The organism is Streptomyces albipurpureus (assembly GCF_023701525.1).
Taxonomy (GTDB): domain Bacteria; phylum Actinomycetota; class Actinomycetes; order Streptomycetales; family Streptomycetaceae; genus Streptomyces; species Streptomyces albipurpureus.
Genome location: NZ_JAMQAW010000009.1, coordinates 157,268 through 182,997, shown reverse-complemented (window position 1 = coordinate 182,997; position 25,730 = coordinate 157,268). Strand labels below are relative to the sequence as shown.

Below are 25,730 nucleotides of genomic sequence, written 5' to 3'. Positions count from 1 at the left end.
CGCTCCAGGTCGGCGTCCGCCGACTCCCAGCGCCGCGGCGGTGACGGTGACACCACGTCAACCAACCGATCCCGCAGACCTGGTGCTCCCGCTACAGCAGGGTGACGAAGAGCCCCAGGGTCATCAGGGCGATCACACAGCCGTAGATCGCGAGCACCACCGAACGCGCCTCGTCGGAGGGGTCGGTACGGCCCGCGCTGGAGAAGCGGAGGGCGGAGGTGCCGAGCAGCATGAGCGCGACCACGGAGCAGGCGGCGACCATGGGGACCGACAGGGCGGCGATCAAGAAACTCATCACCCGGCGAACCTCTCACGGGTCATCAGAACCCGCATTCCGAAGTACTCCGCGCGGGGCGCTGAGCCCGTGCACTGATGCAGGGATCAACCTATGTGACCCCCGCGCCGAATGTGGGACATGTGGGTGAGGTATCAGACAAACGTCTAATTGATTTATCCGGACGATGGTCCACTCTGTGCCCCGCTGTGCCCCTACCGTACGAATGTGGCGGGATGGCAGCAGTTGAGCGCGCTGGGGATCGCGGCGATTGTCGGCTCGCAGGGGGTGGCTGTGGCCACTGCTGCGGGCGGTGCCGGGACAGAGACGATCCATGCGTCGGCGTCCGCGGAAGCGGCCGCGTCGAGGACAGGAAGCGGAGTCCGGGCGGACGACGGAGCAGCTGAACGAGCCGGCCGATCTCAGCGGTCCGGTCAGGCCGTTGACTCGTACTCCGACGGCGCAACGGCGGAAGAGACGGACCCGAAGCCGGGAGCGACCTCGGCGGGGTCGACCGGTGGGCCCGAGGCAGGGTCCAGGGCCGAGGCAGAGTCCAGGGCCGAGGCAGAGTCCGCGTCCGCTCCAGAGGCCGGGCCCAGGTCCGGGACCGAAGCCAGTGCCGAGGCCGGGGCCAAGGCGGGGACGAGGGTCAACTACGGAGCTGAACCATCGATCGGGATTGAGCCCAAGGAGCCCTCGGAGCGGGCGAAGTCCCACCCGGCAGCCTCAGCACCGAAGACTTCCACCGAGGCCGCTCGCGGTCAGGCGCAGACCCCTCTCGCGGACGAACCGGCCCCCACCGCAACCGGTGCGGCGGGTCGCCGCGACACAACGGCCTCAGCGCTCGTACCCGTACCCGTAACAGTGCCCGTGGAGCACACACCGGCACCGACGGCGGCAGCGGCTCGGAAGCACCGGCAGAAGCCCGCCAGCTCCGTTCCACGGCCCGTGTTCGCCCCGTCCCGGGCGGCGGGCGCGTTCCGCACGGCGTTCCCCATCGATGTGTCGTCGTATGTCTCGGTACCCGGGCTCGTCTGTGGCTCGGCGTCCGTGTCCGTCGACGGGCCGTTGCCCATCTCCGTCGACATCTCGGTGTCCATCCATCTCTTCACGGACTGCCCGCCACCGCCTCCACCGCCACCTTGCCCCACCCCGACACCAACACCAACACCGACACCCACGCCCACCCCGACGCCCACGCCGACTCCGACGCCAACCCCGACTCCGACCCCGACGCCCAGCCCGACTCCGACCCCGACGCCCAAGCCCACTCCCAGCCCCACGCCGCCCCCCGCGCCGACGCCGACACCGCCCCCGGCGCCCGCACCGCCGCCCGCTGAGGTCCCGCCGGCTCCTCGCGCGCCCCGGGTCGAGCCTCCCCGCGCTGTGTCCCCCGCGCTTCCCGGGCCCCGGCCGCTGCCTTCGGCGACGCCGAGCAGCCCGCCCCCCAGTAGTTCGCCACCGGCCGAGCCGCCGCAGGCCTTCCCCGTACGGAAGTACCACCCGATTCCGCGGAAGCAGCGTTCGGACGGGCTCCCCCTGGTGATCCTGACGCTCACGACCACCACACCGGCCATCCTCGCCGCCGCCATCCTGCGGCCCCGGCGCGGTCGCTGACGGCCCGTCCAACCCCGCAGTACCGGCCGAGCGGGCCGCTGAGCGGCCTCCCGCGCCCGAAACCACCCCAGCGAACCGAAGTCACAGCACAGCAAACCCCCCGAACAGCACGGAGAACCCCCATGTCCGAATGGCTGGTCCTGGCCATCGCGATGGCCGCCGCCTGTGCCGTCGTCCTCACCGCCACCCTGTTCAGCCAGCACAGACGCGAGTCCCGGGCAGTCCCGGACGACGACCACGACGAGACGCCCGACGTCCTTGAGTACATGACGATGATGGTCGGCGTTGTCTACGCCATCGTGCTCGGCCTCGCGATCGCCGGAGTCTGGGAGGCGCGCAGCACCGCCCAGGACGATGTACGGCGAGAGGCGCAGTCGCTCTACGAGATCACCCAGCGGGCGGAGGTCTTCCCGCCCGATGTCCAGGAGAAGCTGCGCGAGGACATCGACGCCTATGTCTCCTATGTCGTCGACAAGGAGTGGCCGCGGATGACGGCCGGCGATGAGCTGTCCGACCGCGGCAACCAACTGCTGGACACCGTACGGACGGACATCGCGCAACGTGCCCCCTCCGATGAGCTGGAGGCACAGGCGTACCAACCCATGCTGGACCAGGTCTCCATCGCGGATGACGCCCGCAACGCACGGGAGCAGAACGCGGGGGCGACCCTGCCGGGTGTGGTCTGGTTCGGTCTGATCATCGGGGCGCTGGTGACCGTCGGATTGATCTTCACCATGCATATCGGCCGCTCGCCGAGGGAGCTACTGCTCGCCGGGCTCTTCAGCGCGCTGATCGCCTTCCTCCTCTTCCTGGTGTGGGACTTCGACGCCCCCTTCGGGCGCTCGGGCTCGGATTCGGCGGATGCGTTCAGACAACTCTTCTCCGCGGCGAAATAGCCGCAGACGGCGGTTCGACAGCCGCCTCGACGACCGGGCTCGACAGTCGGTCGAAAGCCGTGGTGCGGGCGGGGCGCAGGCGCATTGCAGGCGCCGCGTGATGATCCAGATGTAGCAGAGCGTAATGACTTGTTCGTATATGGGCGGAATACAGACAGGACCTCACAGGAGGAGCGACAGAGCGGCGAAAATGTTCGACCGATGCCATAACACCAGTCGGGAAGGGGTTTACGAGGGGTCGGACCACAGGGTGGACCCGGGCAGGAATAGCGGCGAGGGGGCTCTCGTTATAGGGTTTGATTCAACATTCAACCACTTAGGTTGAAGCCCTACCCCGAGAGGTGAGCTCCATGCAGTTCGGCATCTTCACCGTCGGCGATGTCACGACCGACCCGACCAACGGTCGTACGCCGAGCGAGCACGAGCGGATCAAGGCGACGGTCGCCATCGCTCAGAAGGTCGAAGAGGTCGGTCTCGACGTCTTCGCCACCGGCGAGCACCACAACCCGCCGTTCGTCCCCTCGTCCCCCACGACGCTGCTGGGACATATCGCGGCCCGTACCGAGAACCTGATCCTCTCCACCTCCACCACCCTCATCACCACCAATGACCCGGTGAAGATCGCTGAGGACTACGCCTACCTCCAGCACCTCGCCGATGGCCGGGTGGACCTGATGATGGGCCGGGGTAACACCGGTCCGGTCTATCCGTGGTTCGGCAAGGACATCCGACAGGGCATACCGCTGGCCCTGGAGAACTACTCGCTGCTGCACAAGTTGTGGCGGGAGGACGTGGTGGACTGGGAGGGCAAGTTCCGAACCCCGCTCCAGTCCTTCACCTCCACCCCGCGCCCGATGGACGGCGTCCCGCCGTTCGTCTGGCACGGCTCGATCCGCTCCCCCGAGATCGCGGAGCAGGCCGCCTACTACGGTGACGGCTTCTTCCACAACAACATCTTCTGGCCCATGAGCCACACCAAGAAGATGGTGGAGCTCTATCGGAAGCGGTACGCGCACTACGGCCATGGCACGCCCGAGCAGGCCATTGTCGGACTCGGCGGTCAGGTGTACATGCGTAAGAACTCGCAGGACGCGGTCCGCGAGTTCCGACCGTACTTCGACAACGCGCCGGTCTACGGTCACGGTCCCTCGCTGGAGGACTTCAGCGAGCAGACCCCGCTGACCGTCGGATCGCCGCAACAGGTGATCGAACGGACCCTTGGCTTCCGCGACGCCGTGGGCGACTACCAGCGCCAGCTGTTCCTGATGGACCACGCCGGTCTGCCGCTGAAGACGGTGCTGGAGCAGCTCGACATCCTCGGCGAGGAGGTCGTCCCGGTGCTGCGCAAGGAGTTCGCGAAGCTGCGGCCCGCCGGGGTGCCCGAGAGTGCCCCGCTCCACCCCGCCGTCATTGCCGCCCGTAAGGAGGCGTAACGATGAAGACACTGAAGCTGGTGGCTGTGTCCGCCGGTCTGAGCGTGCCCTCATCGACCCGTCTGCTGGCCGACCGCCTCACCGAGGCGGTACGGGCGGGCCTGGCGGGGCAGGGCATGGACGTTGAGGTACGCGTCATCGAGTTGCGTGAGCTGGCAGTACCCATCGCCAACCACCTGGTCACCGGCTTTCCGCCGCCCACGCTCGATGAGGCGATCGAAGCGGTGACCCAGTCCGATGGTGTGATCGCCGTGACCCCCGTGTTCACCGCCTCGTACAGCGGGCTCTTCAAGTCGTTCTTCGACCTGATCGATCCCGATGCCCTGACCGGGAAGCCGGTGTTGGTGGGGGCGACCGGTGGCACGGCCCGGCACTCGCTGGTGCTGGAACACGCGCTGCGCCCGCTCTTCGCCTATCTGCGGGCGATCGTCGCTCCGACGGCCGTGTACGCGGCCTCGGAGGACTGGGGCGGTACGGGCGACGCGCTCACCGACACCCTGCCGGTGCGGATCGACCGGGCGGGCGAGCAGTTCGCGCGGCTGATGGCCAGCACCCCCCGCCGGGAGCAGGCCTACGACTCGTCCTCGCCGGTGGCGGCACTGCCCATCGCGTAGTGGCGGTGGGAGCGACAACGCCGTGCTGAACGGTGCCGAAGGCCCGAGTCCGCGATGGCTCGGGCCTTCGTCGATTCCGCGTGGCACTGGGCGCTCCAGGTGCGGGTGATGTTGCCGGTGCGGGTGTGGGTGCGGGTGCCGTTGCCGGTGCGGGTGTGGGTGCGGGTGCCGTTGCCGGTGCGGGTGTAGGCGCTGTCGGCTTGGGCGCTGTCGGCTTGGGCGGCGCAAGACCGTGAAACGAGCGAAAGCACCACCGAACGGCAGCATCACCGAACGAAACCCGACTTGGACCATAGAGGACAGGCCCGGGGCGGCCGGGACAGAGCGGAAGGGGCGGGTGAGGGGTAGACGGGGGGCGGGACGGCGACCTGGGGGCCGGGCGGGGAGCGAGGCGAGGAGCGAGGCGAGGGGCGAGGAGCGAGGCCGGGCGCGGGCCAGTCCGAGGCCGGGCGAGGAGCGAGGCAAGGGCCAGTTCCGAGGGCGGGCGGGGGAATTCCCCCATGCGGACTGTCAGTGCCACCTCCTATGGTTTCGACATGACCCCTGCACTGATCGGACGCGACCATCCCGCGGGCGTCCTCAGGACCGAGATCGGCCGGGCGACCGAGAGCCACGGCGGTCTCGTGCTGGTCACCGGTGAAGCCGGGATCGGCAAGACCTCGCTGGTCACGGATGCCGCCGACGAGGCGCGGCGGCGTGGCGCCCTGGTGCTCGGTGGCTCCTGCTGGGATTCGGACAGCGCCCCGGGGTACTGGCCCTGGGTCCAGGTGGTGCGCGCACTTCGGCGTAGCGCCGGGGACGACTGGCCCCAGCTGGAGAAGGCGGCGGGAGGGCGGCTAGGCGCACTGCTCGGGGAGGAGTTGGGCGAATCCCGCGAGGGCGGCGAGAGCTTCGCGCTCTATGACGCGGTGACGACCGCGCTGGTCACCTTCTCCCAGCAGCGACCGCTGGTCGTGGTGCTCGATGATCTGCACTGGGCGGATTCGGCCTCGCTCAAGCTCCTTGAATTCGCCGCACAGCACGCCTGGTTCGAGCGGTTGCTGCTGGTCGGCACCTACCGGGATGTGGAGGTGGAGGCCGCCGACCATCCCCTGCGGCACCTGATCCTTCCCCTGACCGCCCGGGCCGCGGCGACCGTGACACTGACCGGTCTTGGTCGGGACGAGGTGGGTGCGCTGATCGCGCTGACGGCGGGGGTCGAGCCGGAGCCCGCGATGGTCGACGAGGTCTTTCGGCGCACGGGTGGCAACCCGTTCTTCGTGGAGCAGACGGCCCGGATCTGGCGTAGCGGCAGCCCGGTGACCACCGTTGCCCCCGGGGTGCGGGAGGCGGTGCGGCGACGGCTGGCGCTGCTGCCCGACTCGGTGAGCTCGCTGCTGGAGACGGCCGCCGTGCTCGGGCGGGAGTTCCACCGCCAGGTGCTGGCGGCGGCGGTGTCAGCGCCGGTGCCGCAGGTCGACCGGCTGCTGGAGCGCGCAGTCGCCTCCCGGCTGGTGACACCCCGCGCGGGCGGGCGATTCGCCTTCGCGCACGACCTCGTACGGGAGACGCTGTACGACGAGTTGGCCGAGGCCGAGACCAGGAGCAGGCATGCCGCGGTCGTCAGGGCGTTGGATGCGGCACCGGTGCTCAACGACAAGATGGTGCCGGCCGATCTGGCGCGGCACGCCTATCTGGCGGGGGAGGAACTCGACCGGGAGAAAAGGGTCGAGCTGCTGTTGGTCGCCGCGCGCAACGCTTCGGGCAGACTCGCCCGCGAAGAGGCCATGGGTCATTTCCGGCGGGCGATCGAGGCCGCCGGAGACGACACCCGCAAGGCGGCACTGATCCATCTGGAACTGGGTGGGGAGTGTGGTCACCACGGCGATGCGGAGGACAGCCAGCGTGCCTTTGAGCAGGCGGTGGCGCTGGCAAAGCCCCTGCGTGACCCGGAGCTGCTGGCCCGAGTCGCGATCACCCTCCATCAGAACGACTACTTCACCACCCGCAAGGCGGAGAACACCCAGCTGCTACGGGACGCGCATCGGGCGCTCATCGGCAGTGGGGACGAGCCGGCGTTGCCGCCCGAACTGCTCGCGCAGGAGCTGGCGGTACAGACGACGGCGCTGGCGCGCAGCGGGGACGACGATGACGCGCTGGCGTTCTCGCTCTGGGCTCGGCATGACGCGATCTGGGGGCTCGGGACCTCCGAGGAACGGCTGACGCTCACCGACGAGATGATCGAGGTGGGCCATCGCACCGAGAACCGGGAGATGGAGCTCCACGCCCAATCGATGCGCTGGGTGACCCTGCTGGAGTTGGCCGACCCGCGCTATCTGGATCAGCTGCGCACCTTCAGCTCGGTCGCCGAGCGGGCGGGGCTGCGCCGTTTCGAGTTGGCGCATGTGATCGACAATGCGCTGATCGCGGGGCTGTGCGGACGGTTTGCACAGGCGCGCGAGGGGATGGCGAGACTGGCCCAACTCCAGGAGGCCCATGGGCCCTTCGACTTTATGCAAGCACATCTGGAGTGGGCGCTGGATCTGCTCCAGGGACGATTCGACGCGGCCCAGGCTGTGGTGGACCGCCTGGACACCACCGGGCACCCCTACCCGGAGCTGCTGGTGGGCCTGACGGCCGCCGAGCGCGGTAACACCGCCCTCGCGGTGCGGATGGCGGACGCGGTGCAGGACCTCCCGGAGCCACTGCCCAGGATGTTCACCCCGTTGTGGATGCGACTCCGCGCCCAAGCCGCGGTGCTCACGGGAGACAGAGAACGGATTGCCGAGGCGAGAGCCGCGCTCGCGCCGTACCGCGGGCAGTGGCTGGTCTCGCTCTATGGATGCGATCTCGGCGGACCGGTGGATCTCTGGCTGGGGCTGCTGGATGAGGCGCTGGGAGATCGGGACGCAGCGGAGGCCGAGCTCACGGCGGCATATGAGTCGGCGGACCGGATGTGGGCAAGGCCCTGGTCCGTGCGGTCGCGGGCGGCGCTGATCCGCGTCCTGGGCGCCATGGCTCCGGCGGAGCTCATGGGGCTCACGCACCGGGACGCAGCGGAGTTGGGGCTGACCCATCTGATCGCACCGTCCGAGCCAGGCCCCATCAGGGAACCCATCGAGCCTGCTCAGCCCGCCCCGGATCAGGAGTTCCGCAGGGATGGGGCTGTCTGGTCGCTCACCTTCGCGGGCCGTGAGGTTCATATGCCGGAGGCGAAGGGCCTACGGGATCTCCACGCCCTGCTCTCCCACTCGGGTGAGGATGTGCCCGCGGTGGCACTGCTTGACCCGGCGGGTGGCGCCACCGTCCTCGCAGCCCATCGCTTCGGCGCGGACCCGGTCCTCGATGAGGAGGCCAAGTCCCGCTACCGGCTTCGGCTGGAGAGGCTGGATGAGGAGATAGACCGTGCGGCAGAGCTGGGCGACACCCATAGGGCTGCGGAGTTCGACCGCGAACGAGTCGCGCTCCTCGATGAGTTGCGCACGGCAGCGGGCCTGGGCGGGCGTACCCGTCGGCTGGGGGACGAGGCGGAGCGCGCCCGTAAGACGGTGACAGCGCGCATCCGCGACACCCTGCGCAAGCTGGACGCCCTCCATCCTGAGCTGGCCGCGCATCTGCGGGAGTCGGTGACCACGGGCGCGCACTGTGCCTACCGTCCGGTGGCGCCCGTGGAGTGGCGACTATGAGAATGCGGTGCTAGATCGGGACCACATCCGCCACCACACAGGCGATGTTGTCCGGGCCGCCCTCACGATGGGCCAGGGCGATCAGCTCCGACACCGTCTCTTCCGGGTCCGCCGCTGACTCCAGTACCCGTCGTATCCCCTCGTCCGGCACCACCGTGAACAGACCGTCCGAGCAGAGCAGATACCGATCCCCGGCGCGCGCCTCATGCAGCCGCAGATCCGGACGGGCGGGTGCCTCACTTCCGCCGAGAGCGCGCAGCAGCAGCGCCCGTTGGGGGTGGGAGGCCGCCTCCTCCTGGGTGAGGCTGCCGGCGTCCACCATGGCTTGGGTCACCGTGTGATCGTGGGTGATGCGGAAGAGCTCACCGCCACGCAGCAACTGGGCCCGGGTGTCGCCGATATGGACGAGGGCCAGCCGGGAGCCGGTCCACACCATCGCGGTCAGGGTCGAACCGGAATCGGGATAGTCGTGGAGGGCCGTATCGGCCTGCTGCACGGCGTCTTCCAGGGCGTTGAGCAGATCTCCGGCCCGGGTGGACGGCTCGCCCCCAGCGGGGGAGCCGTCCAGCTCCCGAAGGGCGTCGATGGCGGCCAGGCTGGCGGTCGCGCCCTGGCCTCCGTAACCGTCGGCGACGGCGAGCAGCCGTGAGGTGGCGTATGCGGCGTCCTGATTGGTCTCGCGCACCAGACCGGGGTCTGTCCTCGCGGCATAGCGGATACCGAGTGAAGTCATGGCGGCTGCCTCTCCTGAGAGCTGGGACATCTGATCAGCGAGGAAGAACGCCAGGTCGCGGCGGGTGGCGACATCGGCCTCCACCTGGGCCCAGTACGCCCGTACGGCGTGGGCCGCGGCAGTCGGATCGGACTGATGGAGATCGCAGACCTCACCGATCCGGGCCAGGGGCATCTCGATCCGGCGTAGCCAGGCGACCAGTCGGGCCCGCTCCAACTGGCTCACGTCGTAGTACCGGTAGCCCGAGGACTCATCGACGCTCGCCGGTGGCAACAGACCCAGGTCGTCATAGCGGCGCAGCGCTTTCGCGGAGAGCCTGGACGCCCGGGCGAAGGCCCCGATCGTCAGCTTGCCCATGCGGTTCCTCCTCGCACCGGGTTGAACCTCCCGGTGCTCTCGATGCTGGGGCTTCCCCTGGGAGGAAGGTCAACGGTCCCTGTTCCGCTCCCCCAGTTCCGTTCCCGTCGCCCCGTCGCCCCTCATTCTCATTTTCTCTGTGCGTTGTCCCGTTCCCGCTGGCCCGTTCCCGCCGTTCTGTTGACGTTGTCCTGTTCCCGCCGACCCGTTCCCGCCGCCCTTTTCTGCTGTTGCGTCGTCGACGGTGCGCCGGGGACACGGGAGGGCGTTGCTTGAGGTGGGCCGGGCCCCGAAGCGCCACGGAGGGCCAGGGGACTGCCAGGAAAGGGCAGGGGTCCAGGGGGCTCGCCTGCCTGGACCCGCAGGGATGGGGGGCCCGCCTGGAGACACGGAAGAGCGGCGGGCATCCCCGTCCCTGAGGAAACCCGCCGCTCGGTCCTTCACCCTCGGGTGGGGCTCACTTGCGGTTGTAGAGCCGCATCGTCAGCGAGCCGAAGATGACCACGAACAGCGCTGACCATCCGAGCGACCAGGCAATGTCCGCAGCCGGCCACTCGCCGGCCATCAGGTCACGCACCGCCGTGGCGACATGGGTCACCGGGCTGTTGTTGACGAACGCCTGGAGCCAGCCGGGCATGGTCTTCGGGTCGACGAAGACATTGCTCAGAAAGGTCAGCGGGAAGATCACCATCATGCTGACGCCCATCACCGACTTCTCACTGCGCAGCAGCAGTCCGAACATCGTCCAGACCCAGGAGAACGAGAACGCGAAGACCAGCAGCACCAGGACGCCGAGCAGAACGCCGCCGATCCCACCGTCCGGGCGGTACCCGATGATCATGCCGACGGTGAGCATCACCAGGGAGGCCAGCAGATAGCGGATGACGTCGCCGAGCAGATAGCCGACCATCGGTGCGGGTCGCCAGATCGGCAGCGTACGGAAGCGGTCGAAGACACCCTTGGTGATGTCGGTGTTGACCGCGACGCCCGTGTACATCGTGATCATGACGACGCTCATGGTGAGGATGCCAGGGAGCAGGAACTGGATGTACTCCTCGGTGGACCCGGCCAGCGCACCTCCGAAGAGGTAGGTGTACATCAGCACCATCATGATCGGGAAAGCCGTCACATCGAACAACTGCTCGGGAACGTGCTTGATCTTCAGCATCGCTCGCCAGCCGAAGGTGATGGACGCCGAGAGCGCACTTGGCCTCGGTGGTCGCTCTCTGCTCACCAGCAGTGCGGCCAGATCCTCCGTCTTGGGCGCCTCAAGGGAGAGGTCGGCGTCGTTGAGGGACTTGGTGGTGGTCGCGGTGCTCATGCCGCCCCCTTCTTGTCGGTCAGGGCGAGGAAGACCTCGTCCAGGCTGGGCTGACCCAGCGCGAAGTTGTCCACGGTGATTCCGGTGCGAGCAAGCTCAGCCAGCGCCTTGGCCGCCTGTTCGGCCGCGCTCTGCTCACTGCCCTGCGCGTTGACCCGAGCAGTCAGTGCGAGCGGATCAGCATCAAGCAGCACCTCGACGCCGAGCGCCGCGGCCAGCACCCGCTCGGCTTCGGGGCGCTGGTGTGCGTCACGAAGGCGTAGATGGACCGCGCCCGAGCCGACCGAGGACTTCAGTTCGCCCTTGGTGCCCTCGGCGATCACCTTGCCGTGGTCAATCACCGCGATACGCGAGGCGAGTTGGTCCGCCTCGTCCAGATACTGCGTGGTCAGCAGGACCGTGGTGCCCTGTGCGACGACCGCGCGGATGATGTCCCAGACCTGATTGCGGCTGCGCGGGTCGAGGCCGGTGGTCGGCTCATCCAGGAAGAGCAGATCGGGTGTGTTCAGAATCGACGCGGCGATGTCGATACGCCGACGCATACCGCCCGAGTAGTTCTTCACCTGGCGATCCGCGGCCTCGCTGAGTCCAAAGGCTTCCAGCAACTGCGCGGCGCGCGTTTTGGCGGCGGCCTTCCCGTGCCCCAGGAGCCGACCGAGCAGCAGCAGGTTCTCCCTGCCGGTGAGGTCCTCGTCCACTGAGGCGTACTGGCCGGTCAGGCTGACCCTGCTACGGACCGCGTCCGCTTCCTTGAGCACGTCCTTGCCGAAGACACGGGCCTCGCCGCCATCCGGGCGCAGCAGGGTGGCGAGCATCTTCACCGTCGTGGTCTTCCCCGCGCCATTGGGGCCGAGGACCCCGTAGACCGTGCCCGTGGGCACGCTGAGATCGACGCCGTCGACGGCCCGATTCTCACCGAAGACCTTCACCAGGCCCTTGGTCTCGATTGCCAGTTCTGTACTCATTCGTCTTTTCCTTTGGAGGTCCTGTGAGGCTTGGTCCGCAGAAGTCGCCGTGAAGATCACCCTGAGGCTCGCCCTACGGGTGGATCTGGAGGTCTCCGGCGGTCGGTGGCGACCTACGGGCTCACGGTGCGCGGTGTGCAGTTTCGGCCTTCGGTGCGCTGGGTGCGCTGTGCCGCTCTGTAGTTCTTGGCTGCTCTTGGTTGCTCTGTCTTCTTGGCTGCTCTTGGCTGCTCTTGGCATTTCTGGCTGCTCTGCGGCCCTATGGGTCGCGTTGCGGGTTCTAGGGGGTTCGACTCACCGGCTCGGCGGAAGTCATCGGTCGGCGGCGAAGGGGATATGACGTGACAGTAATAAATCCGTGGAAATCATCAAAAGTAGTGCCGGTGGAACAGGGGTAGACAGCGGTTGAAGCAGTTAGGAGCAGTACGGTCGGGCGGCGCGGGCCTCTCTGAGAGCAAGCCCCCACCACCCGAGCTGGTCGAGCATCACGTGGGCGGCACCGTCCCGGTCCTCCCAGCTCTCGTCCAGGAGGTTGATGGCTACGCCATTGCGCAGGGTGACGGTATGCAGTTCGGTGAAGACCGAGCGCAGCTGCTCCACCGCGTAGAGCCCTTGGGAGCCGTGCCCGTAGCTCACAAAGGCGACCGGCTTGGCGTTCCACTCGTCGTAGGCGAAGTCGATGGCCTGCTTGAGGGAGGCGGGAAACGACCGATTGTACTCAGGGGTGACGACCACGAACGCATCCGCCCGATCCACCTGGGCCACGAAATCATGGATCGGAGCGGTCGCCTGATCCGGATACCGGGCAGGGAACTCAAAGTCGATCAGATCGATGATCGAGAGCTCAAGGTCCGTACGCCCGCCGGCATGCTGGGCGAACCAACGGCCGACGCCTTCGCCCACCCGTCCCTCCCGCGTACTGCCGATGATGACGGCGACACGCAAGGGGGCCGTGGACTGCTCGCCACTCTCCCGCATGGGACGCGCCCTCCTCTCCTCCGACCCGAACCGGTCGCTCATAAGAAAGGCGCGAGACCGCGACGCGCGGTCGCCAGATCACATCTAGCGACCCCGCAGAAGAAGGCGGGCGCTGGTCCTGGCCTGCTAGATCAAGTCGAGCGCCTTCCACCACCCAAGCCAAAATCACCCCGAAACGCTGAAAACTACCTCTAGCTACCTCGAACTGCCCCGAACCACCCGCCAGGACCCCACCAGGACCCCGCTGGAACCACCCGGCCTGGCGGACGGCCGACACCGCTCAGTGGTCGTCGCGCACCCAACGGTCCGGACGCGGCAGCTCATGGCAACCCAGTCCGGACCGCAGCCAGTCCCACCGCTCAGCCCGACCAGTCACGCCAACCCGACCAGTCAGCCCCAAACAGTCAGGCCAACCGGTCAGGGCCCAGCACTCATCACACGGGTGTCCTCAGCTGTCCTTCACGTAGAACACGTAGAACGACACCGCCAGCGTGACCGCGCCGATGATCAGCCCCATCCCAACGGCCCGCAGGATGCTGCACCCGGTCAGGCTGTGCAGAAAGCCGACCGACATCCCGCCCAGCGCGCCGTAGGTCGCGGCCCTGAGCTCCGTCGGCATGGAGCGCTGGACGCGGCCGACGCCGTAGGCAACTGCGGTGAAGATCAGTCCGGCGACCACTCCGTAGAGCACGTCCCACCAGCTGACGGCCTCCCCGGTACGGCGGAGGAACCCCGCGTAGAAGCCGAAGAACGCGCCAAGGGCGACCGGGATCGCCAAGCCGAGAGAAACGTGGTGCCGTGCGGACAGCGTTGCGTGTGCGGCCATGGCCAGGACTCCTTCCCTCCGAATTCCCTTCTCCAGGGCACACCCATGGGAGAGAGCCGGCAAGTCAGGGCCGGACCGTCCACCACCGAGGCGGCACCGGCGCTCCTTCCGCCGTCACCCAAGGTGTCGGTTTCGGGACTGCGGGTGCACCCCTCGCTACCTGGAGTCAGGTCGGCACGGAACCGCCGTGGCGGCTGGTCCGGTGGTGGCGCGCCCGGTCGGCGGAGCACCGGTCGCGCCACCACCGGGGCCCGCGTTCCCTTGAGGAGTGCGGAGCCTTCTCTCAGCGGTGTCGACGGTGCTACTCGTGCTCGTCGCCGTCCTGACGCCGCTCAGCACACTCGCCGTCTGGGCGGAGCGGGAGATCGGTGATTCGGACGGCTATGTCTCAGCGATGGCACCGCTCTCCTCCGACCCCGCGGTAAAGAACGCCGTGGCCAACCGCATCACCGACGAGGTGCTGAAGAAGGTCGACGCGGGTCCGTTCACCCCGGCCGTACGGCAGCTGGTGCACGACGCGGTTCTCAGCTTTGCCGAGACCGACGCCTACAAGACGGCTTGGAACACCGTCAACCGGGCTGCGCACACGGCCGTGGAACAGGCGTTGACCAGCAGTGGGGGCAGAAGCGCAAGCATCGACCTGGCTCCGGTGATCGAGCAGGTCAAACGGCAACTGATCATGGAAGGCGTACCGTTCGCCGACCAGATCCCGGTCGGGAACATCACCATCACGCTGGTTGAGTCGGAGCGGCTGGGTGTGGCGCGCGAGGTTTTCGACGCCCTGCAGATCGCCGGCTTGTGGCTCCCCGTGGGCACCGCGCTGCTGGCGGTGGTGGGAGTCCTCGGCTCCACCCGCCGAGGGCGTGCGCTGATCCTCCTCGGCTTCGCCCTCGCCGTGGGTGGGGCACTCCTGATGCTGACGGTCCTGGTGGGGCGAGCAGTGGCCTTGAACGACCTTCCCCCGGATGTGGATCGTGCGGCAGCGGGAGCGGTACTGGATGCGCTGACGGCCTCGCTGCGCACCACATCGTGGTGGCTGATGGGGGTCGGGCTGATCGTGGCGGTGGGCACCTGGTGGTTCCGTCGTAACCGGCCGGCTGAGCAGCAGGTCTGACCCGCGACCAGCGGAGCCCTCGCCCGCAACCTTCGCCACTGGGGGGCACCGGCGAGGGGCCACCTCCAGGGCAACACCAGGTCAGGCACCGGTAGCCCAAAGAACACCAAAGAACAACCAAGGAGCTGCCCGAGGAGCAGCCCGAGGAGCAGCCCAGAAATTGCCCGGAAGTAGCCCACCCCACCAAGGTCTGGCCAACGGTCTGGTTGATGATCCAAAAAAGTCCGTACCAGTTACGGCGACTTGCCGCCAAGAGAGCGAAAGGTGCAACAAAGTCGGTGAAACTGGCGTCATGACAGACGGGTGTCCCGCTACGGCGATCATAGAAAAGTGATCCCGGGACCCATGACCCACTCGGAGGCCGGTTTTGGACAGCGCCACCTCGACCACGGCGCCGGACGCCCTACCGGATGCCCCGCTGCGCCCCCCAGCGCACCGTCGAGCCGCCGGCTGGTTCGCCGCCCTGCTCCTGGTCATACCCACCGTGGTGGTGGCCTGCCGAGTCATGGATACGGACGCGGCCACCCCCATACCCCAGCTGCTGGCCTTCCTGCCCTGGCTGTTGATCCCCGCCGGGGCGGCGCTGCTGTTGATGCTGCTCGCGCGCTGGCGGACGGGCATGGTCTGGGCGGTCATCGTGCTCGGGGTGACCGGCTGGTTCGTCCGTCCCTATGACTCGGGTCTCGCCGAGGACCCAGGGGGGCGGGCCATAGCCCAGTTCGACGTCCTCACCTCGAATGTCGAGTTCGGCAACGCCACCCAGGGCCTGATCGCCACGATCCAGCGCGAACAGCCGGACCTGGTCTTCGTGCAGGAGTGCGCGGCTCAGTGCTCGGACGCCCTGGAATCCGAGATATCCCCCGCCGAGTACCCGTATCGCCATGTGATCGAGGGTTCCATGGCCATCGGCTCGGCGATCCTCAGCAAGTACCCGCTACAGCGGGCACCCGGGATTCAGAGCACCATGGCGATGCCGGGCGCCGTGGCCGTCATCTCGGGTGTTCGGGTCAACATCCAACTCGCCCATCCGCTGCCGCCCATCCCGAGCGGTGTCGACGACTGGCGCAGGGAACTGGAGCTGATGCGGGAGTACGCCGTGGAGGCCAAGGGGCAACCGACCCTTGTCGCCGGCGATTTCAATGCCTCCCAGGACCACGCGGCCTTCCGTCGAATCATGGCTGACGGCGATCTCCAGAACAGCTCGGCCCTCGGTGGAGCGTCCCGTACCCCGTCCTGGCCCACTGCGGTCGGCCGCCCGCTGGGCACCCAGATCGATCATGTGCTGGTCAGCGAGGAGTTCTCGGTGCGCAAGGCCCGCTTCCTGGAGCTGGGCAACACCGACCACCGCTCGCTCCTCGTACGCCTTGATCTCCATGAGGCCAACTGACCCTGCTCGACCGATGCGCCTTCCGCGCGGTTGGTTGGAGGCGATCGCTGTGCGGCACCTTCCAGTCCTGGCGGGCGCCCGCGCTGTCCATCACGGGCCTACGCTGCCGACGGCGGGCGCTCCAGGACGGAACGCCCCCGCAGGAGTTCGCCCAGGCATGGCAGCACCGGCCCATTGGAGACAGCAGGGCCCGAAAGCAGCGGGCCGGGCCCTGTCTAACGTGCGGGTTTCTCCAGGCCGGGCTGGAGTCGTTCCATCTCCCGGCGGTCCCTCTTGGTCGGACGACCCGCTCCCCGGTCTCGTACGGCGACGGGTGCGGTGAACTCCTTCGGCGGAGGCGGCGGGCTGTTGTCCACGTAACACTGCACGGCCACCGGCGCACCGACCCGCTTGCGGACGGTCTTCGATACGACCACCAACCGCTCGCGGCCGCCGACGAAGATCCGCACCTGATCGCCCGCCCGGATCGACTGGGCAGCCTTGACACGGGTGCCGTTCACCCGGACATGGCCCGCTTTGCAGGCCGCGGCAGCCTGGGAGCGGGTCTTGGTGAGCCGTACCGACCAGATCCAGGCATCGACCCGCACCGATCCTTCTGCACCTTCGCTATCCATGCCATCGACTCTACGGCTCGGTCGGGTCAGACACCGGGTGCTTTTCGGCGGGTGGGAACACCGTTCAACGGTGACCCAGCGCTGATCAACGCCGATTCACCGCCGATCAACCGGGTGGCTGCCCCCAGGCCAGGCCCGGCACTCAGCAGCCGCCACCCGGCCCGTACCAGCGCTGACATCGACACAGGGCGGATACGGGCACGGGCACACGCACGGCACCCGGAGGGTGCGAGCCCCAGACGCTGGCGCGGAAGGGGCGAGTCCGTCCACCAAACCAGCGGGGGGGCCGGGGGAGCGGGCCGACAGCGCAGCCAACCGACCAGGAGGGCTGGCCCAGACGCCAACCGACCAGGAGGGCTGACCCAGACGCCGATGGACCGGGAAGGTCGACCCAGACGCGATGGAAAAGGAGAAGGCTGGCTCAGACGCCGATGTTGGAGCCGTCCTTGGGCCAGACCGCGACGACCGACGGACGGACCATCTTCCCCCGCCCGTCCGGCCAGGCGCTCGCGGGCTTCTCCACCGATGCCCCATCCACCTCACCCGGATGCTGGACCGCCACCAGCACTCGACGGTCCTGGATCACCGGACCGCAGGTCTCAGCCCCGATCGGTACGGTGAGGAACTGCTTCAGCTCACCGCGTCGCTCACCGTGTGTCGCCACCCCGAAGAGTCCGTCGTGCGAGCCCAACTGGTTGCCGTCGGTGGATATCCACAGGTTGCCGTGCGGGTCGAAGGCCACATTGTCCGGGCAGGAGATGGGGCTGACCCGGTCCTTCGGGAAGCCGGCGAAGTAGGTCGACGGGTCCTTGGGGTCACCCGCGACCAGGAAGAGCCGCCAGGCGAAGCCATCGCCCGCCGGGTCGTCCCAGTTCTCGGCCAGCTCCAGTATCTGCCCGTGCTTGTTGAGATTGCGCGGGTTGGCCTCGTCCGCGCCGGGCTTGCCCGGCTTTCCGCGGTCGGTGTTGTTGGTCAGCGCCAGATAGACCCGGCCGGTTCGCGGAGACGGCTCCACGTCCTCGGGCCGGTCCATCTTGGTCGCACCGACCTTGTCACCGGCGAGCCGGGTGAAGACGTACACCTCATCGGCGGTCATCCCGGGGACGTGCGAGGTGTCGTCGGTGGCGAGGGGAATCCAGACGCCGGAGCCGTCGAACTCACCGTCGTTGGGCAACTTTCCACTGCCGTCGATGTCCTGCGGGCTGTCGGCGGACAGCTTGGCGACATAGAGCGTCCCGTGGTCGAGAAGGGTGAGGTTGTGCTCCCGCGCGGCTCGGGAGTTGCCCTTCTTCATCCGCTTCGACGAGACGAACTTGTAGAAGTAGTCGAAGCGTTCGTCATCGCCCATGTAGACGACCGGGCGACCGTCTTCGGTGAGTCGGGGCGCGGCGGCCTCATGCTTGAAGCGCCCCAGCGCGGTCCGCTTGCGCGGTACGAAGTCGGCGTCGTAGGGGTCGAGCTCGACCACCCAGCCGAAACGGTGGGACTCGTTCGGTTCCCGCTTGGCGTCGAAGCGCTTGTCGAAGCGCTCCCACTTGCGATCGCTGGGCCCCGCGACGATGCCATAGCGCTTGTCGGTGTCGCTGCCGCCGTTGGCGAAGTACTGGTTGAAGTTCTCCTCACCGTGCAGCGTGGTACCCCAGGGCGTCTCCCCACCGGCACAGTTGTTGAGGGTGCCGCGCACCTTGATGCCCGAGCGATCGGTCGAGGTGCGTAGCAGGGGGCTGCCGGCGGCCGGGCCCGTCATCTCAAAGAGACTGGTCGCGGTGAGGCGACGGTTGAGGTGGTGCCGGCTGACCGCGGTGAGGCTGCCGGTTCGACGCTCCTCCTCGACCACCACGACGGAGAGGCCGTGTGCCGCCCAGGCGATCTCCACCTGCTCGCGGGTCGGCTTCTCGGGGTCGTAGCCCCGGAACATCAGGATCTCGTCGGTGTACTCGTGGTTGGCGACGAGTACCTGACGACCGCGCTCACCGCGAAGCGGGAGCAGCGAGAGGAAGTCGTTGTTGTAACCGAACTGACCGGCCTGTGCCTTGGCGGTCTGCTTGGCCGCGTTGAAGGCGGGGGCACCTCGCAGAATCGGATCGCCCCACCGGATCACGATGTTCTGTCCGTAGCCCGGGGGAACGGTGACCTTGTCCTTCTTGTTGGGCGCCACCGGCTCGAAGCGCAGGCCGCGGGCACCATCAAGCCGACCGCCCTTGCCGGGCTTCTGACCCGGATGGTCGAGGGGAGCGGCTACGGCCTGCCCACTGGCCGGCCCGCCGAGCACGGCGGCGCCGGCCGCGGAGGCCACGGTGACAACGGCCGCGGCCCGCACCATGGACCGGCGGGACAGGGCGCTGGCGATGATGTCGCCCGCGTACTCGTTGTCACTGGTGTTGGGCACCTCTTGGAAGCAGGCGTCACCGCAGCGGTAGCGGCAGGTGAGCGCTGAACGTCCACCCGCGTGGGGCTTGGTGCTCAAGAGTGGCAGCAGTCTGCGCACTTCGTCCTCCTCCGGCGCACCTGCGCCGACAGTCTGTCGGAATGTCTTCCATCGAGACGTTAGGAGGGTATGTACGCAAAGCGGCGGACGTGGGGTGAACGGTGGATGAATGCCCGGAAAGATGTGAGCTAGTACCGGCCATGAGTCACCCGATACGGGGGCGATCGCGGGCGAGTTTCCCTTGAGCCGACCCTGCGGTGGTTTGGGGCGGGTGACCGCTAACCTTACGTGTCCGCCCTGGCCAGGACACACCAAGGACAAACTGGCCCAAGAGTGGATAAAAAACCCCCAACTCATGCGAAAGGTTTCGCACATGGGCATTCGGAGCTTGCTGCGCAAGGTGTTCGGTCGCGATCGTTCGGAGCCCACCGAGCCGGTCGCAGTTTCGGTCCCGACCCAGTCCGAACGTCCAGAACCGGCCACCACCACCGAGGCTACTTCCGCCACCGCCCCGGTCATTCCCTCCCCTGCCGAGGAACCCTCTCCGCAAACCCCGGCAACGGCAGTCACCTCGGCGACCGCTGCTCCGGCGAAGACCTCGGCTCCGGAGGCGTCGGAAGCGTCGGCCTCCGGCGGGTCCGGTCCCACTGCGGCGCCCTCATCGCCGTCCACGCCCTCCGGCCTGGCAGCGGATCTGGTGTCGGCCGCATTCGACAATCCACAACCCCGTGCCCGTGCGGCATCGGTTCCTTCCCAGGGCCGTACGGAGAAGGTCCCGGAAGGCACAGAAGCACCGGGAGGCCCGGCAGCGGAAGCGGCCGAGCCGCCGGAGAACACTGCCGTGGCGGCGGCACCGGACGGGGTGTCTGCTGCGGCGCCCTCTGCCGAGAATCCCGCCGCGACCACGGAACCGGCCCTGGCTGAGCCCTCGGTGGACACCGAGATCGAGGCCACGGACGAGGCCAAGGACGAGGCCAAGGGCGAAGCCCGGGAAAAGGTCAAGGAAGAGGTCAAGGAAGAGGTCAAGGACGGGGCTGAGTCCGAGACCACACCGCAGGAGACCCCCGCTGGCGTCTCCGCCGATACAGCCGCCGACACCTCTTCAGACGTCCCCGCGGATGTCCCCGCGGATGTCCCCGCGGATGTCCCCGCGAACGATTCGGCAGCAGTACTCGCAGATGTAGAGGTCACCACATCGGCGGACAGCGCCGCAGCAGGCACCTCCTCCGAGCCGGTGGTGGCCGCTGTGGAGGGGGACAACGCCGACGCCGACGCGGCGGAAGTCACCGTTGTGGAGCCCGCCGAAGCCGAAGCCGAGGTGGACAGGCAAACGGAAACGGAAGCGGAATCCACCGACGCCTCGGCCACCGCCTCAGAAACCACAGAGGCCGCCGCAGAAGCAAAGCCAGAGCCAGAAGCCCGGGCAGAAGCAGAAGCAGAGGCAGAGGCACAGGCACAGGCACAGGCAACAGAGGAAACCGCAGCGGAAACGGCGGCTCCCGAGACGGCGACCTCAGCGGAGGCACCGGGCACATCGGAAGGGCTGGAGGTCACCGACGCCCCGGCCGAACCCATCGCCGATGAGCCCACCGTCGACCGAACCACCGTCGATGAGACCGTTGCCCAAGAACCCGCTGAGCCCACGGCAGCCGCGGACGGCCCCGAGCCCACCGCGACCACGGAACCAGAACCCGTAGCCGTAGCCGAGCCAGAACCCGAGGCAGAGCCTCAGGCCGAGCCCGAGGTCGCGGCAGCAGCACCCGACGAGCCCGCAAGCGGAACCCCCGCAGCCGGGCCGGACGAGACCGCAGCCGACCCCGTTGCCGAACTCGCCCCCGCCTCCGGGTCCGCACCTGCCCCCCTTCCTACCGCGCTGGCCGCCACCCACTCCGCCGCGGCCACCGCACTCCAGCGCGCCGGGCTCCCTGACACCGCGGCGCTCGTCTATCTGGTGCTCGACCGGTCAGGCTCGATGCGGCCCTTCTACAAGGACGGCAGCGCACAGCGGCTCGGTGAGCGCGCCCTCGCGCTCGCCGCGCATCTCCACGAGGGCACGGACCCGGCCGTTGAGGTCGTGTTCTTCTCCACCGAAGTGGACGGCACCGGCGCACTCACCCTGGACTCCTACGAGGGCAAGGTGGATGAACTCCATGACTCCCTCGGCCGGATGGGTCGTACCAACTACCACCTGGCCATCGAGGAAGTCCTCGCGCTGCACGCCAAGGCCAGCAAGGCCGTACGGGCGGCATCGGGCAGCAGGTCGCGCAAGCCCGTCCCCGCGCTGGTGATCTTCCAGACGGATGGCGCACCCGAGTCCAAGACCGCCGCCACCGCCGCACTGACGGCAGCCGCCAACAAGTCGGTGTTCTGGAAGTTCGTCGCCTTCGGCGAGCACGACGCGAAGGCCTTCGACTACCTCCGCAAGCTCTCCGTCGACAGCACGGGCTTCTTCCACGCCGGCCCCACGCCCAACGACATCCCGGACGAGGAGTTGTTCGACGGCATCCTCCAGGGCTGGAAGCCCTAGCAGGGAACGTCCCGGAACAGGCGCCTAGCCACTCGCTACCGCGCCACCACATCCACCACAGGCAGCGACACGGTGACGGTCAGTCCCCCGCCCCCCGGGCCGGGCCTGGCCGTCACCTCGCCGCCGTGGCCCTCGGCGACCGAGCGCACGATGGAGAGCCCCAGCCCCGCGCCGAGCCCCATCCGGTCCCGCCCCTCCCCGCGCCGGAACGGCTCGAACAGCGCCGGAATGTCCTCCGCGGCCATTTCGGGCCCGGTGTTCTCCACGATCAGCGCTCCCCTGCCCGCCGTGTCGGCGGCCACCCGGACACTGACCGTCCCCCCCGGCACGTTGTAGGCGACCGCGTTCGCCACCAGGTTGCCCACCAGTTGGGCCAGCAGCAGCCGGTTTCCGCGTACCACCAATCCGTACTCCGCGTCGGCCCGCACATCGTGCCGCACCGACTCCTCCCGGGTCAGCTCCCCGAGATCGACATCGTCGTGCTCCTCGACTCCGCGTTCGCTGCGCGCCAGCATCAGCAGCCCTTCGATCAGCCGCTCGCTCCGCCGGTTGGTGTCCAGCAACACCCGCTTGGTGGCCAGCAGGTCATCGGCGGACAACTCGGCGTCCAGACCGACCTGGATGGCCGTGCGCTGGGTCGCCAGGGGCGTACGCAGTTCATGGGAGGCGTTGGCGATGAATCTGCGCTGGCTGTCGAACGCCTTCTCCAGTCGGGCCAGCAGGGCGTCGAGGGTGTCCCCGAGCTCCTTGAGTTCGTCGTCGGGCCCACTCGCCGCGATGCGCTCGTGGAGGGTGCGTTCGGAGAGCCTGCGCGCCTTGGCCGTCATCGCGTGCACCGGCCGCAGCACCCGACCGGCGATCCACCATCCCACCGCGACCGCGCACAACGCGGTCATCAGCAGCGCGGTCAGCGACCAGAAGAGCATCTCCTCCGATGCCGCGTCGCTGACGTTGTCCGTGATCTGGTAGGCCCTGAAGGTGGTGAGGTCACCATGGGTCACCGACCATGCCCCAGGTGACGACGGGTGCGGCTTGACGACGGCCTGACGCGCGATGGAGTCCGCCTGGTCCTCCGTACCGGCGCGGGAGAGCAGATTGACGACCGCGAGCAGCACTCCACCGAGAACGAGGAACACCGCGCCGTAGACGAGGGCGATCCTGGTGCGGATCGTGGACCCGGGCCCCAGCCGTCCGGGGCCGGCATGTCTGATCCTGGGGCCGATCCGGCCGCTCGGAGAACCGATCCGACCACTCCATGCACCGACCCGACCGACCTGGCTGATCCGGGGACCGACCCGGCCGGCCCCCCTGCGGGCCGTGCTTCTCACAGTGCGTACCCCACGCCCTGGACCGTACGGATCAGGGCAGGGTCACCCAGCTTCGCCCGCAGCTTGCTCATGCAGACCCGGACCGCGCCCGTGAAGGGATCGGTGTGGGCGTCCCACGCCCGCTCAAGGAGCTCCTCGGCCGAGACGGTCGCGCCGTCCGCCTCCAGCAGGATCTGGAGTACGGAGAACTCCTTCGGCGACAGGTCCAGCAGCCGCCCCTCGCGCTCGGCTGTCCTGCGTACGGTGTCCAGGCGCAGCCCATGGCGTTCCAGCTGGGGCGGTACGGGACGGGCACTGCGGCGGCGCAGGGCGCGCACCCGGGAGACCAGCTCGGGGAACTCGAAGGGCTTGCCCAGATAGTCGTCGGCGCCCAGGTCGAGCCCTTCCACCCGGTCCTCCATCGAGGCGGAGGCGGTGAGCATCAGAATCCGGGTGCGGGACGCGGAGGCGACGAGCTCTCGGGCGACCTGGTCGCCGTGGACCCGCGGCAGATCGCGGTCGAGCACGACCACGTCGTAGTCGTGCAGTCCGAGGTAGGCCAGGGCAGCGTCGCCGCTGTAGACGGTGTCGACCGCGAAACCGGCGCGGCGCAGCCCGGTGGCGACCAGCTCGGCCAGGATCTGCTCGTCCTCGGCCACCAGTACCCGCATAGCGCGTTCTCCCCTTCGTCCCGGTCCCGCCCCACCGTGCTCCCGGCGGAGAAACGCTGGTGCCCTCGGCATCCTGGAGCCCCCGTGGGGGTCTCGTACAGAGGCGCACAAGGAGGTCGGACCCCCACGGACACCCGCAGCATTCATCCCAGGATGCGTCTTTCTATCCCGAGAGATGTTTCGCGGATGTCTCCGCGGCTGGCCAGCAGTGCTCGGAGGAGGTTTGAGCGTGTGAAGGGACCATCCGGGGGCCGATAAGATTTCGACATGGCGGCCACTGGAACCGAGAAGCAGGGGTCGAAGGCGTTTTACGTCACGACCCCCATTTACTACGTCAACGACGCTCCTCACCTGGGCCACGCCTACACGACCGTCGCAGGCGACGTGCTCACCCGCTGGCACCGTCAGCGTGGCGAGAAGGTGTGGTACCTCACCGGCACGGACGAGCACGGTCAGAAGATCATGCGCACCGCCGAGGCGAACGGCGTTTCGCCCCAGGAGTGGTGCGACAAGCTCGTGGAGGAGGCCTGGAAGCCCCTCTGGGAGCACCTGGACATCGCCAATGACGACTTCATCCGGACGACCGAGAAGCGGCACACGGACCGTGTGCAGGAGTTCGTCCAGGACCTGTACGACAAGGGTGAGATCTACAAGGGCGGCTATGAGGGCCCGTACTGCGTGGGCTGTGAGGAGTACAAGCTCCCGGCGGATCTGATCGACGGGGAGGGCGAGTACGAGGGACAGAAGCTCTGCCCGATCCACAAGAAGCCGGTGGAGCTCCTCAAGGAGGAGAACTACTTCTTCAAGCTGAGCGAGTACGGCCCCAGGCTGCTGGAGTTCTACGGGGCCAACCCTGGCTTCATCCAGCCGGAGTCCGCCCGCAACGAGGTCGTGAACTTCGTCAAGCAGGGACTTCAGGACCTCTCCATCTCCCGGTCGACCTTCGACTGGGGCGTGAAGGTTCCGTGGGACGAGAAGCACGTCATCTATGTGTGGATCGACGCGCTGCTGAACTACGCCACGGCGGTCGGCTACAACGAGAACCCGGCGAAGTTCGCGGACACCTTCCCGGCCGACGTCCATCTGGTCGGCAAGGACATCCTGCGCTTCCACGCGATCATCTGGCCCGCGATGCTGCTGGCGAACGATCTGCCGGTGCCGGGCCGGGTCGCGGCCAACGGCTGGCTGATGGTCGGCGGCGAGAAGATGTCGAAGTCCAATCTGACCGGCATCAAGCCGCAGGACCTGACCTCGCACTTCGGCGTGGACGCCTACCGCTGGTACTTCCTGCGGGCGATCGCGTTCGGTCAGGACGGATCGTTCTCGTGGGAGGACTTCACCGCTCGCTATACGAGCGAGCTGGCGAACGACTACGGCAATCTGGCCTCTCGGGTCGCCGCCATGGTCGGCAAGTACTTCGGTGGGGAACTTCCCGAGGCGACGGCGTCCGACGCCGCTGAGAAGGCGGTCCAGGAGGGCCTGGCGAAGGCCGCCGCGACGGCGGATCGGCTGATCGGCGAAGAGCTGGACTTCCAGGGCGGAATCCTGGCGATCTTCGACTTCGTGAAGCAGGTCAACGGTTATCTGACCGAGCAGGAGCCGTGGAAGGTCGCGAAGGACACCTCACCCGAGGGCCAGGCGCGGCTGGCGACGATCCTGTACACGGCCGCCGACTCCCTGCGGGGGATGGCGGTACTGCTGAACGCCGTGATGCCCCGTACCTCCGAGGCGCTGTGGGAGTCGCTGGGCGCCGAGGCCTCCTTGGGCGCACTGGCGGACCAGCCGGTGCAGAACGCGGGCGTCTGGGGTCAGCTGCCGGTGGGCTCGACGGTGACGAAGGGCGCGGTCCTGTTCCCGCGTCTGGAGGAGCCCAAGACCACCGCGTAGGACCGAGACCACCGCGTAGGACGAGGAGCTCCGGCACTGTGCGGAGGCGCTGATCCGCGTCGCTCACACCGCACGCCACCCGGCCAGCGATCGCAGCAATCGCGGACACAGCCGGT

Annotated in this window: 21 protein-coding genes; 9 read left to right on the top strand and 12 right to left on the bottom strand. The window is 68.2% G+C overall.

Annotated features, from left to right (window positions below):
• Positions 1–91: 91 nt before the first annotated feature.
• Positions 92–295 carry a hypothetical protein gene (locus NBG84_RS11805; protein WP_250919307.1) on the bottom strand — a complete coding sequence of 68 codons (204 nt, stop codon included), beginning with the start codon at positions 293–295 and terminating at the stop codon, positions 92–94.
• A gap of 740 nt (positions 296–1,035) precedes the next feature.
• Entirely contained in the window at positions 1,036–1,374 is a 339-nt protein-coding gene (locus NBG84_RS11800) for a hypothetical protein (protein ID WP_250919373.1), read from the bottom strand.
• A gap of 42 nt (positions 1,375–1,416) precedes the next feature.
• Between NBG84_RS11800 and NBG84_RS11795 the strand changes: the two genes are divergently transcribed.
• The 4 genes from NBG84_RS11795 to NBG84_RS11775 all read left to right on the top strand — a co-directional run bounded on the left by NBG84_RS11795 (position 1,417) and on the right by NBG84_RS11775 (position 4,834).
• A complete protein-coding gene (locus NBG84_RS11795) occupies positions 1,417–1,614 on the top strand; it encodes a hypothetical protein (RefSeq protein ID WP_285366626.1) in 198 nt (65 codons plus the stop codon).
• A gap of 399 nt (positions 1,615–2,013) precedes the next feature.
• The gene (locus NBG84_RS11785; RefSeq protein ID WP_250919306.1) at positions 2,014–2,787 is read left to right on the top strand and encodes a bestrophin-like domain; all 774 of its coding nucleotides are present in this window, start codon (positions 2,014–2,016) and stop codon (positions 2,785–2,787) included.
• A gap of 350 nt (positions 2,788–3,137) precedes the next feature.
• Positions 3,138–4,220 carry an LLM class flavin-dependent oxidoreductase gene (locus NBG84_RS11780; protein WP_250919305.1) on the top strand — a complete coding sequence of 361 codons (1,083 nt, stop codon included), beginning with the start codon at positions 3,138–3,140 and terminating at the stop codon, positions 4,218–4,220.
• Positions 4,221–4,222: 2 nt separating this feature from the next.
• Positions 4,223–4,834 carry an FMN reductase gene (locus NBG84_RS11775; RefSeq protein WP_250919304.1) on the top strand — a complete coding sequence of 204 codons (612 nt, stop codon included), beginning with the start codon at positions 4,223–4,225 and terminating at the stop codon, positions 4,832–4,834.
• On the opposite strand, the gene NBG84_RS11770 is transcribed toward NBG84_RS11775, so the two are convergent.
• Positions 4,792–5,085: a hypothetical protein gene (locus NBG84_RS11770; protein WP_250919372.1), complete on the bottom strand. Its 294-nt coding sequence runs from the start codon at positions 5,083–5,085 to the stop codon at positions 4,792–4,794. The genes NBG84_RS11775 and NBG84_RS11770 overlap by 43 nt on opposite strands.
• 285 nt (positions 5,086–5,370) lie before the next feature.
• Here NBG84_RS11770 and NBG84_RS11765 point away from each other — a divergent pair, with 285 nt between their 5' ends.
• A complete protein-coding gene (locus NBG84_RS11765; protein ID WP_250919303.1) occupies positions 5,371–8,499 on the top strand; it encodes an ATP-binding protein in 3,129 nt (1,042 codons plus the stop codon).
• A 10-nt stretch (positions 8,500–8,509) separates the two neighbouring features.
• Here NBG84_RS11765 and NBG84_RS11760 read toward each other — a convergent pair whose 3' ends face one another.
• The 5 genes from NBG84_RS11760 to NBG84_RS11740 form a co-directional block, all read right to left on the bottom strand.
• Positions 8,510–9,589, bottom strand: coding sequence for a MerR family transcriptional regulator (locus tag NBG84_RS11760; RefSeq protein WP_250919302.1), 1,080 nt, complete (start codon positions 9,587–9,589; stop codon positions 8,510–8,512).
• Positions 9,590–10,046: 457 nt separating this feature from the next.
• Entirely contained in the window at positions 10,047–10,910 is an 864-nt protein-coding gene (locus NBG84_RS11755) for an ABC transporter permease (protein ID WP_250919301.1), read from the bottom strand.
• Positions 10,907–11,875 (bottom strand): ATP-binding cassette domain-containing protein, encoded by a 969-nt coding sequence (locus tag NBG84_RS11750; RefSeq protein WP_250919300.1) that lies wholly within the window; start codon positions 11,873–11,875, stop codon positions 10,907–10,909. The genes NBG84_RS11755 and NBG84_RS11750 overlap by 4 nt, the downstream gene beginning before the upstream one ends.
• Before the next feature lie 414 nt (positions 11,876–12,289).
• Entirely contained in the window at positions 12,290–12,853 is a 564-nt protein-coding gene (locus tag NBG84_RS11745; protein ID WP_250919299.1) for an NADPH-dependent FMN reductase, read from the bottom strand.
• 448 nt (positions 12,854–13,301) lie between these two features.
• On the bottom strand, positions 13,302–13,679 hold the full coding sequence (locus NBG84_RS11740) for a hypothetical protein (RefSeq protein WP_250919298.1): 378 nt from the start codon (positions 13,677–13,679) through the stop codon (positions 13,302–13,304).
• A gap of 268 nt (positions 13,680–13,947) precedes the next feature.
• Between NBG84_RS11740 and NBG84_RS11735 the strand changes: the two genes are divergently transcribed.
• Positions 13,948–14,793, top strand: a complete 846-nt coding sequence (locus NBG84_RS11735) for a hypothetical protein (protein WP_250919297.1) — start codon at positions 13,948–13,950, stop codon at positions 14,791–14,793.
• Positions 14,794–15,160: 367 nt separating this feature from the next.
• Positions 15,161–16,180 carry an endonuclease/exonuclease/phosphatase family protein gene (locus NBG84_RS11730; RefSeq protein ID WP_250919296.1) on the top strand — a complete coding sequence of 340 codons (1,020 nt, stop codon included), beginning with the start codon at positions 15,161–15,163 and terminating at the stop codon, positions 16,178–16,180.
• 215 nt (positions 16,181–16,395) lie between these two features.
• On the opposite strand, the gene NBG84_RS11725 is transcribed toward NBG84_RS11730, so the two are convergent.
• Positions 16,396–16,794, bottom strand: coding sequence for an RNA-binding S4 domain-containing protein (locus NBG84_RS11725; protein WP_250919295.1), 399 nt, complete (start codon positions 16,792–16,794; stop codon positions 16,396–16,398).
• A 421-nt stretch (positions 16,795–17,215) separates the two neighbouring features.
• Positions 17,216–19,282: a PhoX family protein gene (locus NBG84_RS11720; protein WP_250919294.1), complete on the bottom strand. Its 2,067-nt coding sequence runs from the start codon at positions 19,280–19,282 to the stop codon at positions 17,216–17,218.
• Between the two features lie 313 nt (positions 19,283–19,595).
• Between NBG84_RS11720 and NBG84_RS11715 the strand changes: the two genes are divergently transcribed.
• A complete protein-coding gene (locus tag NBG84_RS11715; protein ID WP_250919293.1) occupies positions 19,596–21,749 on the top strand; it encodes a VWA domain-containing protein in 2,154 nt (717 codons plus the stop codon).
• A gap of 35 nt (positions 21,750–21,784) precedes the next feature.
• Here the strand turns inward: NBG84_RS11715 and NBG84_RS11710 are convergent, their stop codons facing one another.
• Entirely contained in the window at positions 21,785–22,972 is a 1,188-nt protein-coding gene (locus NBG84_RS11710; RefSeq protein ID WP_250919367.1) for a sensor histidine kinase, read from the bottom strand.
• A 101-nt stretch (positions 22,973–23,073) separates the two neighbouring features.
• Complete coding sequence (locus NBG84_RS11705) at positions 23,074–23,727, bottom strand: response regulator transcription factor (RefSeq protein WP_250919292.1); 654 nt, start codon at positions 23,725–23,727, stop codon at positions 23,074–23,076.
• Between the two features lie 267 nt (positions 23,728–23,994).
• Between NBG84_RS11705 and metG the strand changes: the two genes are divergently transcribed.
• Positions 23,995–25,614, top strand: a complete 1,620-nt coding sequence (gene metG, locus NBG84_RS11700; RefSeq protein ID WP_250919291.1) for a methionine--tRNA ligase — start codon at positions 23,995–23,997, stop codon at positions 25,612–25,614.
• Positions 25,615–25,730 lie beyond the last annotated feature (116 nt).

Bases quoted from the DNA above. Each gene is read 5' to 3' on its own strand.
- NBG84_RS11805 (WP_250919307.1), bottom strand. From the start codon at position 295: ATGAGTTTCTTGATCGCCGCCCTGTCGGTCCCCATGGTCGCCGCCTGC.
- NBG84_RS11800 (WP_250919373.1), bottom strand. From the start codon at position 1,374: ATGGACACCGAGATGTCGACGGAGATGGGCAACGGCCCGTCGACGGAC.
- NBG84_RS11785 (WP_250919306.1), top strand. From the start codon at position 2,014: ATGTCCGAATGGCTGGTCCTGGCCATCGCGATGGCCGCCGCCTGTGCC.
- NBG84_RS11780 (WP_250919305.1), top strand. From the start codon at position 3,138: ATGCAGTTCGGCATCTTCACCGTCGGCGATGTCACGACCGACCCGACC.
- NBG84_RS11775 (WP_250919304.1), top strand. From the start codon at position 4,223: ATGAAGACACTGAAGCTGGTGGCTGTGTCCGCCGGTCTGAGCGTGCCC.
- NBG84_RS11765 (WP_250919303.1), top strand. From the start codon at position 5,371: ATGACCCCTGCACTGATCGGACGCGACCATCCCGCGGGCGTCCTCAGG.
- NBG84_RS11760 (WP_250919302.1), bottom strand. From the start codon at position 9,589: ATGGGCAAGCTGACGATCGGGGCCTTCGCCCGGGCGTCCAGGCTCTCC.
- NBG84_RS11755 (WP_250919301.1), bottom strand. From the start codon at position 10,910: ATGAGCACCGCGACCACCACCAAGTCCCTCAACGACGCCGACCTCTCC.
- NBG84_RS11750 (WP_250919300.1), bottom strand. From the start codon at position 11,875: ATGAGTACAGAACTGGCAATCGAGACCAAGGGCCTGGTGAAGGTCTTC.
- NBG84_RS11745 (WP_250919299.1), bottom strand. From the start codon at position 12,853: ATGCGGGAGAGTGGCGAGCAGTCCACGGCCCCCTTGCGTGTCGCCGTC.
- NBG84_RS11740 (WP_250919298.1), bottom strand. From the start codon at position 13,679: ATGGCCGCACACGCAACGCTGTCCGCACGGCACCACGTTTCTCTCGGC.
- NBG84_RS11725 (WP_250919295.1), bottom strand. From the start codon at position 16,794: ATGGATAGCGAAGGTGCAGAAGGATCGGTGCGGGTCGATGCCTGGATC.
- NBG84_RS11715 (WP_250919293.1), top strand. From the start codon at position 19,596: ATGGGCATTCGGAGCTTGCTGCGCAAGGTGTTCGGTCGCGATCGTTCG.
- NBG84_RS11705 (WP_250919292.1), bottom strand. From the start codon at position 23,727: ATGCGGGTACTGGTGGCCGAGGACGAGCAGATCCTGGCCGAGCTGGTC.
- metG (WP_250919291.1), top strand. From the start codon at position 23,995: ATGGCGGCCACTGGAACCGAGAAGCAGGGGTCGAAGGCGTTTTACGTC.